Below are 16,166 nucleotides of genomic sequence, written 5' to 3' on the forward strand. Positions count from 1 at the left end.
GCGCGGGGCTGTATCGATCTGCGGCTCCGCCGAGGGGCGCGACCAGCCCCCACCGACCCGCGGCGTACGAACCGCATATCCCGCGGAGCGCTTAGCGTCGCCGCATGAAGGTGACTTGGGAAGAGCCCGGGTGGGACGACCTGGGGTGGGAGCGGCTGTCGGCCGGTGTGGGCCGTCGCCGGCTGCCGGTCTGGGACTGCACGGTGGGGCTGGTGACCGGCGCGGGCGGCGCGCTGCTGATCGACGCGGGATCGAGCCTCGCGGAGGGTGCGGGACTTCGCCTGGAGGCCCAGGCACTCGCCGGCCGCCGTGTGGACTTTCTCGCACTCACGCACCCCCATTTCGACCATGTTTTCGGGGCGGCGGCGTTCGCGGGTGCGCATGTCCTCGCGGCGGCGGGCACGCCCGGCAATTCCGGGGAATTCGAGGCAGTGGGGCGCGAGGCGTTGTGCGCGGACGCGGTACGCAACGGTCTGGACGTCCGTGCGTCGGAGGAGGCGGCGGACACCCTGGTCGTCCCGCACGAGAACGTCCGGGAAACCCACACCCTCGACCTCTCCCTCTCCCCCGCTGGTGGCCGGGAAGTGAGCCTGGTGAACGTCGGCCCCGGCCACACCCGCCGCGACCTCGCGGTCGTGGTGCCCGGCGACCCGGTCGTCGTCTTCTGCGGCGACCTGGTCGAGGAGTCGGGCGAACCCCAGGCGGGCCCCGACGCCGTACCGTCGCACTGGCCCGCGGCCCTCGACCGTCTCCTGGCCCTGGGCGGCGAGGACGCGCTGTACGTACCCGGTCACGGAGCGGTGGTGGACGCGGCCTTCGTACGGGCCCAACGGGACGCCCTGGCAAGCCGTTTCGGCGTGTCGCGGCGACCGGTGGACTGACGGCCGGACGGCTTCTCCTATCGTCATCCGAATGCGCCAGTACTCTCCGGACTTCACCCCGCCGTGGAAGAAACCCAAGCCGGTACCGCAGGTCCCGGCGGACCCCGGCCTGGTGGTCGAGGAGCCGGGTACGGGCTTCTGCGGCGCGGTGATCCGCTGCGAGGCGGGCACGGTCACCCTGGAGGACCGCTTCGGCAAGCACCGTGTGTTCCCGCTGGAGCCGCGGGGCTTCCTGCTGGAGGGCAAGGTGGTGACCCTGGTCCCCTCCTCGGCGGCTTCGGTACGTCCGTCCCGTACCGCTTCCGGTTCGGTGGCCGTCCCCGGCGCACGCGCGCGCGTGGCTCGCGCGGGCCGTATCTACGTGGAGGGCCGGCACGACGCGGAACTGGTCGAGAAGGTGTGGGGCGACGACCTGCGGGTCGAGGGCGTGGTCGTCGAATACCTGGGGGGCATCGACGACCTCCCCGCGATCGTGACGGAGTTCGCCCCGGGCCCCGACGCCCGCCTGGGCATCCTCGTGGACCACCTCGTGCCGGGTACGAAGGAGTTCCGGATCGCACAGTCGGTGACCAGCGAACACGCGCTGGTCGTCGGCCATCCGTACATCGACGTCTGGGAGGCGGTGAAGCCGGCGTCACTGGGCATCCCGGCATGGCCCCGGATCCCCCACGGCCAGGACTGGAAGACGGGGGTGTGCCGAGAACTGGGGTGGCCGGAAAACACGGGCGCGGTCTGGCAGGCGATCCTGGCACGGGTGCGCTCGTACAGGGACCTGGAGCCGGAGCTCCTGGGCCGCGTGGAGGAACTGATCGACTTCGTGACAGCCCCGGAGTGAACACGGGGCGTTTCCCTCGGGGGCGCTGCCTCCGAACCCCCGCTACTGGTCTTTCAGCCCGTCCGGCGATTGAGGACAAGGCCCGTTCAGGGCCGACAGCGGGGGTCTGGGGGCGGCAGCCCCCAGGGATGGGAACGGGTAAGGGCGGCGGGGGCGGCTGTATCCATCAGCGGCTCCGCCGCGGGCCCCCTCAGTCCACCAGATCCCGCACCACCGCATCCGCCAGCAACCGCCCCCGCAACGTCAGCACACCCCGCCCCTCCCCATAGGGCCCCGCCTCAAGCAACCCCTCCCCCAACGCCCGCCCCGCAGCCGCCAGCCCCGCGGAACGCAACAGCGACAACGGCACCCCCTCCCGCAACCGCAGTTCCAGCAGAACCCGCTCCACCCGCCGGTCCTCCTCCGACAGCACCTCGCGCCCCGCCCCCGGCGACCGCCCCGCCGCCAGCGCCCCCGCGTACGCCCCCGGATGCTTCAGGTTCCACCACCGCACGCCCCCCACGTGACTGTGGGCCCCGGGCCCCGCACCCCACCAGTCGGCGCCACGCCAGTACAGCTCGTTGTGGAGGCACCGGGCCGCCACCGACGTAGCCCAGTTCGACACCTCGTACCACTCGTAACCCGCCGCCCCCAGCACCTCATCGGCGATCAGATACCGGTCCGCGTGCACATCGTCGTCGGTCATCGGAACCTCGCCCCGGCGGATACGGCGCGCCAGCTGCGTACCCTCCTCGACGATCAGCGCGTACGCGCTGACGTGATCCGGCCCGGCCCCCAGCACCGCGTCCAGCGAGGCCCGCCAGTCGTCGTCCGACTCCCCCGGGGTGCCATAGATCAGGTCAAGGTTCACGTGTTCGAACCCCACGGCCCGCGCCTCCGCGACACACGCCTCCGGACGCCCCGGCGTGTGCGTACGGTCCAGCACCTTCAGCACATGCTGCTTGGCGCTCTGCATCCCGAACGAGATCCGGTTGAAGCCGCCCTCGCGCAGGGTGGCCAGATACCGCTCGTCCACCGACTCCGGATTCGCCTCCGTCGTCACCTCCGCGTCCGCCGCGAGGCCGAACTCGTCGCGGATCGCCCCCAGCATCCGTACGAGATCACCGGCGGCCAGCAGAGTCGGCGTACCGCCTCCGACGAAAACGGTACGAACGGGCCGCGGATCGTCACCCAGCACCTTCCGCGCCAGCCGGACCTCGTCGATCAGGGTGTCCGCGTAGTTGTCGCGGGAGGCCAGGACACCGCCCGTGCCGCGCAGCTCGGTCGCCGTGTAGGTGTTGAAGTCGCAGTAGCCGCAGCGGGTCGCGCAGTACGGGACGTGGAGATAGAACCCGAGGGGACGGTCCGCGGCCCCGGCGAGCGCGGGGGCGGGCAGAGAACCGTCTTCGGGGACGGGTTCGCCGTCGGGGAGTGCGGAGGGCATGCCTTCCATTGTCCAGCACCGGCGAGGCGGCTCACCCGGCGTCCTGGACCGGCGCCATCCAGCCGCCGATCCCGCCTGCCTCACTCACCCCTACTCACACCCTCACCCCACCTGCTCCACCAGCCCCGCCTGAAGCACCAGCAACGCCAGATCGTCCTCCGGCGGCTTCTCCCCGAACTCGTGCACGAGCCGGTGGATGCGTTCCGCGATCAGCTGGGCGCTCAGCCCGGCGCAGCCCGCGAGCGCGCCGGCCAGCCCGTCGCCGTCGTCGAACTGGCGGGGCCCGCAGCGCCGCTCGGTCACCCCGTCCGTGACGCACAGCAGGGTGTCACCGGGACCCAGCTCGAAGTTCTCGCTCGTGTACGTCTCGTTCTCGACGACCCCGAGCAGTGTCTGCGGCTCGGCGGCCGTACGGACCTCACCGCCCGCGCTGAGCAGCAGCGGCAGCGGGTGTCCGGCCGAGGCGACGGTGCAGCGCACTCCTCCGTCGAACGGCGTGAGTTCGCCGTAGAGGAGGGAGAGGAAGCGGGTCTGCGGGCCCTCGCCCGGCCGTACCGCGGCCGGGGCGGTGCCCCTCGTGTCGGCGCTGTTGCCGGCCGCGACCAGTGCGCGGGCCGCCGCGTCCGCCGTCTCCGTGGCATCGTCGAGGAGCAGCTGGTTGAGGCGGTCGAGGACGTCGGCGACGCGGTAGCCCTCGCGGGCGAGCAGCCGCAGCCAGGGCCGGGCGAGCCCGATCACCACGGCTGCCGCCGGCCCCTTGCCCTGGACGTCGCCGACGGCGAAGCACCAGCGGCCGTCGCCGGCCGGGAAGAGGTCGTAGAAGTCGCCGCTGGGCCCGCCCTTGTCGCAGGGTTCGTAGACGAGGGCGCTGCTGATGCCGGGGATCTCGGCGACGGCGCCGGGCAGCAGGCCGCGCTGGAGGATGCGGCTGATGGTGGCCTGGCGGGCGTACTGGCGGGCGGCGCCGATGGCGAGGGCGACCCGGCGGCTGAGATCCTCGACGAGGCCGGTGACCTCGTCGGGGAAGCGGATCGTCCCGGCCCGTCCGATGACCAGCGTGCCGAGCGGCCGGCCGCCCGCGACCAGGCGGTAGGCGAGCGCCGCGCCGGTTGTGCCGTTCCCCGGACCGCCGAGCGCCTCGCCGGGCCAGGGCACGGGGACCGGGCCGGTACGAGTGGTGTCGGGCGGGCGCGGCGGGTCCTTCTCCAGGGCGCGGCGCAGCTCCTCGATCCGGTTCTCGCTGCCGTGCCAGACCCTGGCGAGCCGTGGTCCGGGCGCCGTACTGACACCGCCGCCGTCGCCCCAGGCCCCGCGGCCCATGGACTCGTCCTCCAGCCACACGGCGCACCAGTCGGCCAGCCTCGGCACGAGGAGCTGTCCGGTGAGCGCGGCAACGAGGTCCTCGTCGAGCTGCCCGGCGAGCAGGTCGGAGGCCTCGGCGAGGAAGGAGAGGGCGCCGCGGTCGAGCCACTCCCGGTCGCGTGCGCTGGGCCGCGGTTCGGGGGCGAGTATCTCGGCGACCCGTAAGCCGTCCCCGAGGGCGTGTGGGCCGGCGTACGCCTCGAAGCCGTCGTCGGCCGGGACACCCTCGGCGGGCAGCCGGGCCCAGACGGTCTTGGTGCCGGTGCGGTAGGTGACGCCCCAGGCCTCGGAGAGCACGGAGACGAGGCGCAGGCCACGCCCGTACTCCGGTATGTCGTAAGGGAGTTCGCCGTCGCCGCCCCGGGGCGCGCGGGAGGGATGGTGGTCGGACACCTCGACGACGAGAGCGACGCCGGCTCCCTCGTCGCCCTCCTCTCCCCCCGTTTCCTCCCCTGCCTCCCCTCCCTCTCCCATCTCTCCCGTCTCCTCCGGCAGCTCCAGGCGGCACGTCAGCTCCACGTCCGTCCCCGCGTGGACGACGGCGTTGGTGACGAGTTCGCTGACGACCACCATGGCGTCGTCGGTGAGCCGGTCGGGCAGCATGTCGGCGCCGGGCAGGCCGAGTCGGGCCCATTCGGCGAGGGCGGCGCGTACGAGGGCGCGGGCGGCGCCGGGCGCGAGGGGACCGCCGCCGAGTGTGGCGTGCGCGACCGCGCGCCTGCCGGGCGCGGGTGCACGGGACGGCGCGCGGGACATGGTCTCCCGTTGCGTCGGAATGACCCCCACAGGCAGCTCCCAGCAGTTCGGACGAATACACCTCGGACGACGCGGACAGAGTGACAGACTGGCCTCGCCCATAAGCGCCGAGTTACCGAAGTGGGCCGCCATGAGTGAGAACAGTGCTACGCGAGTGCTCGAAGACGGTCAGATTCGGGCATCCGATCTGCGTCCGCTGCTCGCCGCGATGACGGCGGCACGGGATGGCGACTTCGCGAAGGTGCCGGAGACCGGCCACGGTCTGGTGGCCGAACTGGGTTCCGCGTTCAACCAGATCATGGACCGCAACCTGCACTTCAACTCCGAGGTGCAGCGCGTACGACGGGAGCTGGTCCGGCACGGCCGCCTCGACGAGCGCCTGTCCGCGAGCCCCGGCCAGGGGCACTGGACCTCCCGCGTCAACGATGTGAACGGGCTCCTCGACGCCCTGGTGGCCCCGGCGGCGAACGCGACGCGTGTGCTGGACGCGGTGGCCGGCGGTGATCTGACCCAGCGGGTCGATCTGCACGACGGGAACAGGCAGTTGCGTGGTGATCTGCGCCGGCTGGGCCGGGCCGTGAACAAGATGGTCGACCAGTTGTCGCTGTTCACCGGTGAGGTGACCCGGGTCGCGCGCGAGGTCGGCACGGAGGGGCGGCTCGGCGGGCGCGCCAAGGTGCAGGGGCTGTCGGGCAGTTGGCGGGACGTGACCGAGGCGGTCAACACGATGGCGTCGCGGCTGACCGCCCAGGTCCGCGACATCGCCCTGGTGACCACGGCGGTGGCCCGGGGCGACCTGACGCGCACGGTCACGATCGAGGCGACCGGTGAGCTCCTCGAACTGAAACTGACCGTCAACACGATGGTCGACCAGCTCTCCGCCTTCGCCGACGAGGTGACGCGCGTGGCCCGCGAGGTGGGCACGGAGGGCCAGTTGGGCGGGCGGGCGCAGGTGAGGGGCGTGTCGGGGGTCTGGAAGGACCTGACGGACAACGTCAACTTCATGGCGTCGAACCTGACGTCGCAGGTCCGCAACATCGCCCAGGTGACGACGGCCGTGGCGAACGGCGACCTGAGCCAGAAGATCACAGTCGACGCGCAGGGCGAGATCCTCGAACTCAAGTCGACCATCAACACGATGGTCGACCAGCTCTCCGCCTTCGCCGACGAGGTCACCCGCGTCGCCCGCGAGGTCGGCACGGAAGGAAACCTCGGCGGCCGGGCCCAGGTACGGGGGGTGTCGGGCGTCTGGAAGGACCTCACCGACAACGTCAACTTCATGGCGGACAACCTGACTTCGCAGGTCCGCAACATCGCCCTCGTCTCCACGGCCGTGGCCCAGGGCGACCTCGGCAAGAAGATCACGGTGGAGGCGAAGGGCGAGATCCTGGAGCTGAAATCGACCATCAACACGATGGTCGACCAGCTCTCCGCCTTCGCCGACGAGGTCACCCGCGTCGCCCGCGAGGTCGGCACCGAGGGCAACCTCGGCGGCCAGGCACAGGTGAGGGGCGTATCAGGCGTCTGGAAGGACCTGACGGACAACGTCAACTTCATGGCCCTGAACCTGACTTCACAGGTACGGAACATCGCGCAGGTGACGACAGCCGTCGCGAACGGCGACCTGTCGAAGAAGATCACGGTGGACGCCCGAGGCGAGATCCTCGAACTGAAGGACACCGTCAACACGATGGTGGAGCAGCTGCGCGCCTTCGCCGACGAGGTGACCCGGGTGGCCCGCGAGGTCGGCACCGACGGCCGACTCGGCGGGCGCGCCCAGGTGCTGGGTGTCTCGGGCGTCTGGCGTGATCTGACCGACAACGTCAACTACATGGCGGACAACCTGACTTCGCAGGTCCGCAACATCGCCCAGGTGGCGACGGCGGTAGCGCAGGGCGACCTCTCGAAGAAGATCGACGTGGACGCCCGAGGCGAGATCCTGGAGCTGAAGACCACCATCAACACCATGGTGGACACGCTGTCCTCCTTCTCCTCCGAGGTGACACGCGTGGCCCGCGAGGTGGGCATCGACGGCCAACTCGGCGGCCAAGCAAGGGTCGAGGGCGTGTACGGCACCTGGAAGCGCCTCACGACGAACGTGAACGAACTCGCCCTGAATCTCACCACCCAGGTCCGCGCGATCGCCGAGGTCGCCTCGGCGGTGGCCCAGGGAGACATGTCCCGTTCCATCTCGGTGGAGACCCGCGGTGAGGTCGCCGAGCTGAAGGACAACATCAACCTGATGGTGGCCAACCTCCGTGAGACGACCCGCGCGAAGGACTGGCTGGAGTCGAACCTGGCCCGCCTCGCCGCGCTGATGCAGGGCCACCGGGACCTGATGGAGGTCGCCGACCTGATCCTGCGCGAGCTGACCCCGCTGGTGAACGCACAGTACGGGGCGTTCTTCCTGGCCGACCCCGACGAGGACAGCACCAGCCTGCGGGCGCCGGTGCCTGCGAAGGGCCTGGCGTTCATCGCGGGGTACGGGTCGGCGCAGGGGGCGACGGTCGACACGGGCGGGATGCCGGTGCACGGCCTCGTCCGCCAGGCGGCGCGCGAGAAGAAGCGGATCCTGGTGGAGGAGGCCCCGCCGGACTACATCAAAATCAACAGCGGGTTGGGAGAAGCTGCCCCGGCGAGCGTCGTCATCATCCCGATCCTCTTCGAGGACAAGCTGCTCGGCGTGATCGAACTCGCCTCGTTCTCCCGCTTCTCGGACGTCCACCTGGCGTTCTTCGACCAGTTCGTGAACACGATCGGCGTCGCGATCAACACGATCATCGCCAACTCCCGTACGGAGTCCCTGCTCGGCGAGTCGCAGCGCCTGGCCCAGCAGCTCCAGGAACGCTCGGACGAACTCCAGAAGCAGCAGGCGGAGTTGCAGCGCTCGAACGCGGAACTGGAGGAAAAGGCAGCCCTGTTGGCGACCTCGTCCCAGTACAAGTCCGAGTTCCTGGCGAACATGTCGCACGAACTCCGCACGCCCCTCAACTCCCTCCTCATCCTGGCCCGCCTCCTCTCGGACAACCCGGCCGGTCATCTCTCGGACCAGGAGGTCCAGTTCGCGACGACGATCCACCGCTCGGGCTCGGACCTCCTCCAGCTCATCAACGACATCCTCGACCTGTCGAAGATCGAGGCCGGCCGGATGGACGTACGCCCGAAGAGGCTGCCGCTCATCAAGCTGCTCGATTACGTCCACGCGACCTTCCGCCCGCTCACCCTCGACCGGGGACTCTCGTTCGAGGTGGCGGTCGGTGCGGACGTACCCCGCGAGATGTACTCGGACGAGCAGCGCCTCCAGCAGATCCTGCGCAACCTCCTCTCCAACGCGATCAAGTTCACGGCGACCGGCCGAGTGGAACTCCGAGTCAGCCGGATCACGGACCCCGATCACCTCTACACCCGCGAGAACAGCGACGACGTGATCTCCTTCGCCGTCTCCGACACGGGTATCGGCATCGCCGCCGAGAAACTCCCGGTGATCTTCGAGGCGTTCCAGCAGGCGGACGGCACGACGAACCGCAAGTACGGCGGCACGGGCCTCGGGCTGTCCATCAGCCGGGAGATCGCCGGTCTGCTGGGCGGCAGGATCATCGCCGAGAGCGTGCCGTCCAAGGGATCGACCTTCACCCTGTACGTCCCTGTCGTGAGCCCCGGCCACACTCCGAACGGACCGACGCTCGACGACCATCGGCTGCCGCTGCCCGAGCAGCTGTCCACCGAGCCCTACGCGGCCCACGACACGGAGGACTCCTGGCCCGCGCCCACCAAGCTGGAGGCGTGGAAGGTCGGGCGGGCGGGGCAAGTCCTGCCGGGACGCCGGGTGTTGATAGTGGACGACGACATCCGCAACGTCTTCGCGCTCACCCATGTCCTGGGCCGGGTGGGGATGCCGGTGCTGTACGCGGAGAACGGCCGCGAAGGCATCGAGACGCTGGAACGCAACCCGGACGTCGAACTCGTACTGATGGACATCATGATGCCGGAGATGGACGGCTACGAGACGATCTCCGCCATCCGCCGCACCCCGCGCTGGGCGGGTCTGCCCATCGTCGCGCTCACCGCCAAGGCGATGCCCGGCGACCGGGAGAAGTCGATCGCCCGCGGCGCCAACGACTACGTACCCAAACCCGTCGATGTCGACCAGTTGCTGACCGTGGTGTGTGCGCTCCTGGACCCCGAGCGCCCGAACGGGGAGGCACTGGACGAGACCGCGGGCACGCCGACGACCGAGTGAGGCACCGTCACGATGAGCGCTGAGGAAACGATCGGCGAGCGCGCGAGCATCCTCCTGGTCGACGACATGGAGGACAACCTGATCGCGCTGGAGGCCGTCCTGGCGTCCCTCAACGAGCCCCTCGTGCGCGCGCGTTCGGGCGAGGAGGCGATGAAGGCGCTGCTGCGCCGGCGCTTCGCGGTCGTCCTCCTGGACATCCGGATGCCGGGCATGGACGGCTTCGAGACCGCCGCGAACATCAAACGGCTCGACCAGACCAAGGACATCCCCATCATCTTCCTGACGGGCACGGACACCGACGCGGGCTACGCCTTCCGCGGCTACGCGACCGGCGCCGCCGACTACCTGACGAAGCCGTTCGACCCGTGGGTACTCCGCGCGAAGGTCACGGTCTTCCTCGACCTGCACCGCAAGAACCAGCAACTGGAACGAATACTCGCCCGCGAACACGCGGACGACAACCAGCTCAGCGCCCGCCTGGCAGACCTGGAGAACCAGCTGTCCGGCGACAACCCTCCAGACACCACAACCCTGCTGAAGCAGATCCAAGAACTCCGCCAACTACTCGACAGAGGCCGCGAGTCCTGACGGAAGGGGCGCGGGGAACTGCGCGACAAGCCACAACGAACCCGCAGCCGCCGTCAGTCCCCCACCGCCCCTCCCCTCCCGCGCTACGCCTCCCGAGACCCCGCATACATCTCATCAATAAGGTGCTTGTACTCCCGCTCAACCACCGGCCGCTTCAACTTCAGACTCGGCGTGATCTCCCCGTGCTCAACATCAAGATCACGCGGCAGCAACCGGAACTTCTTGATCGTCTGCCACCGCTGCAGCCCACCGTTAAGCTCCTTGACATACCCCTCGATGAGAGCGACCGTGCCCGGCGCTGCCACAACCTCCGCGTACGACTTGCCGTCGAGGCCGTTGTCCTTCGCCCAGCCCAGGATCGACGGTTCGTCGAGGGCGATGAGGGCGGTGCAGAAGTTCCGGTCGGCGCCGTGCACGAGGATGTTGGAGACGTAGGGGCAGACGCCCTTGAACTGTCCCTCGACCTCGGCGGGGGCGATGTACTTGCCGCCCGACGTCTTGATCAGGTCCTTCTTGCGGTCGGTGATACGGAGGTACCCGTCGACGGACAGCTCACCGATGTCACCGGTGTGGAACCACCCGTCGCTCTCCAGCACCTCGGCGGTCTTCTCGGGCAGCCCGTGGTAGCCCTCCATGATCCCGGGGCCACGCAGCAGGATCTCACCGTCGTCCGCGATGCGGACCTCCGTGCCGGGCAGCGGCTTGCCGACCGTGCCGGTGCGGTAGGCCTCGCCGGGGTTGACGAAGGAGGCGGCGGAGGACTCGGTGAGGCCGTAGCCCTCCAGGATGTGGACACCGGCCCCGGAGAAGAAGTAGCCGATCTCGGGCGCGAGGGCGGCGGAGCCGGAGACACAGGCGCGGAGGTTGCCGCCGAAGGCGTCGCGGATCTTGGCGTAGACGAGCGCGTCGGCGATCTTGTGCTTCGCGGAGAGGCCGGGGGGCGCGGAGGCCCTGCCGGTGCGCCGGAAGTTGTCCTGGCTGACCTTGGCGTACTCGCGGGCGACCGCGGAGGCCCACTGGAAGATCTTGTACTTGGCGCCGCCGCCGGCCCGCGCCTTGGCCGCGACCCCGTTGTAGACCTTCTCGAAGATGCGCGGCACGGCGGCCATGTACGTCGGCTGCACGACCGGCAGATTCTCGATGATCTTGTCGACACGGCCGTCGACGGCGGTGACGTGCCCGACCTCGATCTGGCCGGAGGTCAGCACCTTGCCGAACACGTGCGCGAGCGGCAGCCACAGGTACTGGACGTCATCTCCGCTGACCAGCCCGGTCGCGGCGATCGCCTTCGCCATGTACGACCAGTTGTCGTGCGGAAGCCGGACGCCCTTGGGGCGGCCCGTCGTGCCCGAGGTGTAGATGAGGGTGGCGAGCTGGTCCTTGGTGATGGCCCCGACCCGCTCCTTGATCAGGTCCGGGTTCTTCTCCAGGTACGCGGCACCGCGCTGCTCCAGCTCGGCGAGGGTGAGCACGCCCTCGCCGGTCTCGACGCCGGCCGGGTCGATGACCACCACATGGGTGAGCTCGGGGAGGTCGGCGCGCTTCTCCTGGACCTTGGCGAGCTGGGTCGCGTCCTCGGCGATCAGCACCTTGCTGGCGGAGTCGGAGAGGATGAACGCCGACTCCTCCGCGTTGGTCTGCGGATACACGGTCGTCGTGGCGGCACCGGCGCACATGATGCCCAGGTCGCCGAGGATCCACTCGACGCGGGTGGCGGAGGCGAGCGCGACGCGCTGCTCCGGCTGTACGCCCAGCTCGATGAGCCCGGCAGCGATGGCGTAGACCCGCTCGGCGGTCTCCGCCCAGGTCAGCGACTTCCAGTCGTCCGGGCCCTCACCGGCGGCCGGCGGCACCGGGTAGCGGTAGGCCTCGGCGTCCGGCGTTGCGGCCACGCGGTCCAGGAAAAGACCCGCGACGGACGGCGGACGGTTCTCGATCAAGGTCTGTGTGTCGCTCACGACATCCTCCGGGGCCCGCGGCAGTGCGGCTGGCTCATTCACGGCTGTGGTCACTACGGCTGTGCCCCTCACGAGCGGTCGCAGAGCGGTTCTCGGCCAGGGCCGATCGATTGCCGAACCACTTGCTTAACTCGCGAGTAACTACCGAGCAGAGATCAGAGTAGAGCGCGACCGCCCGCCGCGTAAGGGGCGACGGCCTGGCACTTCCTCCAGAGAACGACTGTCCGCTCCCCACAACGGCCGACGGTACGTACACGAGAGGGGCCCGCCGCGTGCGTACGCGACGAGCCCCATTGTCCCGGTTTCCACGGGTCGGCGTTGGCTACTTCTTGCCCTTGCCCGACCCCGCGTTCTCGTCGCTCGACAGAACGGCGATGAAGGCGTCCTGGGGAACCTCCACAGAGCCCACCATCTTCATCCGCTTCTTGCCCTCCTTCTGCTTCTCCAGGAGCTTCCGCTTACGCGAGATGTCACCGCCGTAGCACTTGGCGAGAACGTCCTTGCGGATCGCGCGGATGGTCTCGCGGGCGATGACCCGCGACCCGATGGCCGCCTGGATGGGGATCTCGAAGGCCTGGCGCGGGATCAGCTCACGCAGCTTGGCGACGAGCCGCACCCCGTACGCGTACGCCGCGTCCTTGTGGGTGACGGCGGAGAAGGCGTCCACGCGGTCGCCGTGCAGCAGGATGTCGACCTTGACCAGCGCGGCGTCCTGCTCACCGGTGGGCTCGTAGTCCAGGGAGGCGTAGCCGCGGGTCTTGGACTTCAGGTTGTCGAAGAAGTCGAAGACGATCTCGGCGAGGGGGAGCGTGTAGCGGATCTCGACCCGGTCCTCGGAGAGGTAGTCCATGCCGAGAAGGGTGCCGCGGCGGGTCTGGCAGAGCTCCATGATCGAGCCGATGAACTCGCTGGGAGCGAGGATCGTGGCCCGGACGACCGGCTCGAAGACCTTGTCGATCTTGCCCTCGGGGAACTCGCTCGGGTTGGTGACCGTGTGCTCCTTCCCGTCCTCCATGATCACGCGGTAGACCACGTTCGGCGCGGTGGCGATGAGTTCGAGGTTGAACTCGCGCTCCAGGCGCTCACGGATGACGTCGAGGTGCAGCAGGCCGAGGAAGCCGACGCGGAAGCCGAAACCGAGGGCCGCGGACGTCTCCGGCTCGTAGACCAGGGCGGCGTCGTTGAGCTGGAGCTTGTCCAGCGCCTCGCGGAGGTCCGGGTAGTCCGAGCCGTCCAGCGGATAGAGGCCGGAGAAGACCATCGGCTTGGGGTCCTTGTACCCGCCGAGGGCCTCGGTGGCGCCCTTGTCCTTGCTGGTGATGGTGTCGCCGACCTTGGACTGACGGACATCCTTCACGCCGGTGATGATGTAGCCCACCTCACCGACCCCGATGCCGTCGGCGGGCGTCATCTCGGGCGACGAGACGCCGATCTCCAGGAGCTCGTGCGTGGCGCCGGTCGACATCATCTTGATGCGCTCACGCTTGTTGAGCTGACCGTCGATGACACGGACGTAGGTGACCACGCCCCGGTACGAGTCGTAGACCGAGTCGAAGATCATCGCGCGGGCCGGAGCGTCCTTGACGCCGACCGGGGCCGGGACGTCGCGGACGACCCGGTTCAGGAGCGCGTCCACACCGATGCCGGTCTTCGCCGAGACCTTCAGTACGTCCTCGGGCTGGCAGCCGATGAGGTTGGCCAGCTCCTCGGAGAACTTCTCCGGCTGGGCGGCCGGCAGGTCGATCTTGTTCAGCACCGGGACGATGGTGAGCTCGTTCTCCATCGCCAGGTACAGGTTGGCGAGGGTCTGGGCCTCGATGCCCTGGGCGGCGTCGACAAGGAGAACGGTGCCCTCACAGGCCGCGAGCGACCGCGAGACCTCGTAGGTGAAGTCGACGTGCCCCGGGGTGTCGATCATGTTCAGGATGTGAGTCCTGCCCTGGCTGTCCCCCACAGTCGGGGCCCACGGCAGACGCACCGCCTGGGACTTGATCGTGATGCCACGCTCACGCTCGATGTCCATGCGGTCGAGGTACTGGGCACGCATCTGCCGCACATCGACCACGCCAGTGAGCTGGAGCATCCGGTCGGCGAGCGTGGACTTGCCGTGGTCGATGTGCGCGATGATGCAGAAATTGCGGATCAGCGCCGGGTCGGTACGGCTCGGCTCGGGCACATGGCTAGGGATCGCGGGCACGCAGGGTCCTGATTCTTGAGGCGTCCGCAGTGTCTGCGGTCTCGGGTCGGATCGATACGTAGGCTCCATGGTCCCACGGGCGGGGAGCGGGGACCGGTTTGGGCCGGTTCATGGAGCTAGGGCGAGAGCCAGGCAGCCGGATTGGGCTGTCAGGAGCGTGACTGGTAGCCTGGGTGGCCGTGTCTCATGCCCTATCTAGCAGGAGACACACCCCTGGAAATCAAACGGTGCATGAGGCATGCCCTCGTGCTCCTGAACCTGAAAAGGCTCATTCGTGGCGAACATCAAGTCCCAGATCAAGCGGATCAAGACCAACGAGAAGGCTCGGCTGCGCAACAAGGCCGTCAAGTCCTCCCTGAAGACCGCGGTCCGCAAGGCCCGCGAGGCCGCTGCCGCGGGTGACGTCGTGAAGGCCACCGAGGCTCAGCGCGCTGCCGCGCGTCAGCTCGACAAGGCCGTCTCGAAGGGCGTCATCCACAAGAACCAGGCCGCCAACAAGAAGTCGGCGCTTGCTTCCAAGGTCGCTTCCCTCAAGGGCTGAACCTCTCTTCTGTTGATCTGATCCAACCGCCGGAAGGACCAGAGCGGGCCCTCTCATCCGCTCCCACCCGGCACCCCGGCTCCACGCACGACCTGCGTTCGCCACGCGGGCGTGAAGCCATTGTCCCGAAGGCCCCGGCCTATGTCCTACCCCAGGACAGAGACCGGGGCCTTCGGCATGCCCAGGCCACCCCCAGCCCGTCCGGCGTTTGAGGACGAGGCCCGTTCAGGGCCGACAGCGGGGGTCTGGGGGCGCAGCCCCCAGGAACGGGATGGGACGGGTAGGGGCGGCGAAGGCGAAAAACACCCCGCCCGATACACCCTCTCCCGTTACCCCCGCCCCCGAGACCGAGCCGCCCGGGCAATCACCACGACCGCCTTCTCCAACGCGTACTCAGGATCATCCCCGCCCCCCTTCACCCCCGCGTCAGCCACTGCCACCGCCCGCAACGCCTCAGCGACCCCATCCGGAGTCCACCCCCGCATCTGCTGCCGCACCCGGTCGATCTTCCACGGCGGCATCCCCAGCTCCCGAGCGAGATCCGCAGGCCGCCCACCCCGCGCGGACGACAGCTTCCCGATCGCCCGCACCCCCTGTGCCAACGCACTGGTGATCAGCACCGGCGCCACCCCGGTCGACAACGACCACCGCAACGCCTCCAGCGCCTCCGCCGCCCGCCCCTCGACGGCCCGGTCGGCGACCTCGAAGCTCGACGCCTCGGCCCGCCCGGTGTAGTACCGCCCGACCACCGCCCCGTCGATCGTCCCCTCGACATCCGAGACGAGCTGAGACACCGCGGACGCCAGCTCCCGCAGATCGCTGCCGATCGAGTCGACGAGCGCCTGACACGCCTCGGGTGTGGCAGATCTGCCCGTCGCCCGGAACTCCGCGCGCACAAACGCCAGCCGGTCCGCCGGTTTCGTCATCTTGGGGCACGCCACCTCCCGCGCCCCCGCCTTGCGCGCCGCGTCGAGCAGCGCCTTGCCCTTGGCTCCCCCCGCGTGCAGCAGCACGAGGGTGATCTCCTCCGCGGGCGCCCCGAGATACGCCTTCACGTCCTTGACCGTGTCGGCCGACAGATCCTGCGCGTTGCGTACGACCACGACCTTGCGCTCCGCGAAGAGCGACGGGCTGGTCAGCTCGGCCAGCGTGCCCGGCTGCAACTGGTCCGAGGTCAGGTCTCGTACGTCCGTGTCGGCGTCGGCGGCCCGGGCGGCGGCCACCACCTCCTGCACGGCACGGTCGAGCAGGAGGTCCTCCTGGCCCACGGCAAGGGTGACGGGTGCGAGAGGGTCGTCATGTGCGGTCTTCTTGGCCATCCCCGAAAGCATCCCACGAGCCACTGACAACCCCGCCGCCCACCAGCCCCACCGAAGCCGCCGACG

At 69.5% G+C, this 16,166-nt stretch carries 10 protein-coding genes; 5 read left to right on the plus strand and 5 right to left on the minus strand.

The window, feature by feature from the left end; genetic code table 11:
* The first annotated feature begins 104 nt into the window (after positions 1–104).
* The gene (locus ACH4TV_RS04845; RefSeq protein ID WP_398394233.1) at positions 105–881 is read left to right on the plus strand and encodes an MBL fold metallo-hydrolase; all 777 of its coding nucleotides are present in this window, start codon (positions 105–107) and stop codon (positions 879–881) included.
* Between the two features lie 31 nt (positions 882–912).
* Positions 913–1,716, plus strand: a complete 804-nt coding sequence (locus tag ACH4TV_RS04850) for a DUF3097 domain-containing protein (protein WP_398394235.1) — start codon at positions 913–915, stop codon at positions 1,714–1,716.
* A 190-nt stretch (positions 1,717–1,906) separates the two neighbouring features.
* On the opposite strand, the gene hemW is transcribed toward ACH4TV_RS04850, so the two are convergent.
* Positions 1,907–3,139, minus strand: coding sequence for a radical SAM family heme chaperone HemW (gene hemW / locus ACH4TV_RS04855; RefSeq protein WP_398394237.1), 1,233 nt, complete (start codon positions 3,137–3,139; stop codon positions 1,907–1,909).
* Between the two features lie 102 nt (positions 3,140–3,241).
* A complete protein-coding gene (locus tag ACH4TV_RS04860; protein WP_398394239.1) occupies positions 3,242–5,257 on the minus strand; it encodes a SpoIIE family protein phosphatase in 2,016 nt (671 codons plus the stop codon).
* Positions 5,258–5,387: 130 nt separating this feature from the next.
* On the opposite strand from ACH4TV_RS04860, the gene ACH4TV_RS04865 reads away from it, so the two are divergent.
* Together ACH4TV_RS04865 and ACH4TV_RS04870 are read left to right on the plus strand one after the other, a co-directional pair.
* On the plus strand, positions 5,388–9,497 hold the full coding sequence (locus ACH4TV_RS04865) for a HAMP domain-containing protein (protein WP_398394240.1): 4,110 nt from the start codon (positions 5,388–5,390) through the stop codon (positions 9,495–9,497).
* A gap of 12 nt (positions 9,498–9,509) precedes the next feature.
* Positions 9,510–10,085, plus strand: coding sequence for a two-component system response regulator (locus ACH4TV_RS04870; protein ID WP_398394242.1), 576 nt, complete (start codon positions 9,510–9,512; stop codon positions 10,083–10,085).
* 83 nt (positions 10,086–10,168) lie between these two features.
* On the opposite strand, the gene ACH4TV_RS04875 is transcribed toward ACH4TV_RS04870, so the two are convergent.
* Together ACH4TV_RS04875 and lepA are read right to left on the minus strand one after the other, a co-directional pair.
* A complete protein-coding gene (locus tag ACH4TV_RS04875; RefSeq protein WP_398394244.1) occupies positions 10,169–12,043 on the minus strand; it encodes an AMP-dependent synthetase/ligase in 1,875 nt (624 codons plus the stop codon).
* Positions 12,044–12,365: 322 nt separating this feature from the next.
* Positions 12,366–14,240 (minus strand): translation elongation factor 4, encoded by a 1,875-nt coding sequence (lepA, locus tag ACH4TV_RS04880; protein ID WP_398394246.1) that lies wholly within the window; start codon positions 14,238–14,240, stop codon positions 12,366–12,368.
* A 274-nt stretch (positions 14,241–14,514) separates the two neighbouring features.
* On the opposite strand from lepA, the gene rpsT reads away from it, so the two are divergent.
* The gene (gene rpsT / locus ACH4TV_RS04885; RefSeq protein WP_398394248.1) at positions 14,515–14,781 is read left to right on the plus strand and encodes a 30S ribosomal protein S20; all 267 of its coding nucleotides are present in this window, start codon (positions 14,515–14,517) and stop codon (positions 14,779–14,781) included.
* A gap of 329 nt (positions 14,782–15,110) precedes the next feature.
* Here the strand turns inward: rpsT and holA are convergent, their stop codons facing one another.
* A complete protein-coding gene (gene holA, locus ACH4TV_RS04890) occupies positions 15,111–16,100 on the minus strand; it encodes a DNA polymerase III subunit delta (protein ID WP_398394250.1) in 990 nt (329 codons plus the stop codon).
* Between the last annotated feature and the right edge of the window lie 66 nt (positions 16,101–16,166).

Origin of the sequence: Streptomyces sp. NPDC020898 (genome assembly GCF_044333925.1) — a bacterium.
GTDB lineage: Bacteria > Actinomycetota > Actinomycetes > Streptomycetales > Streptomycetaceae > Streptomyces.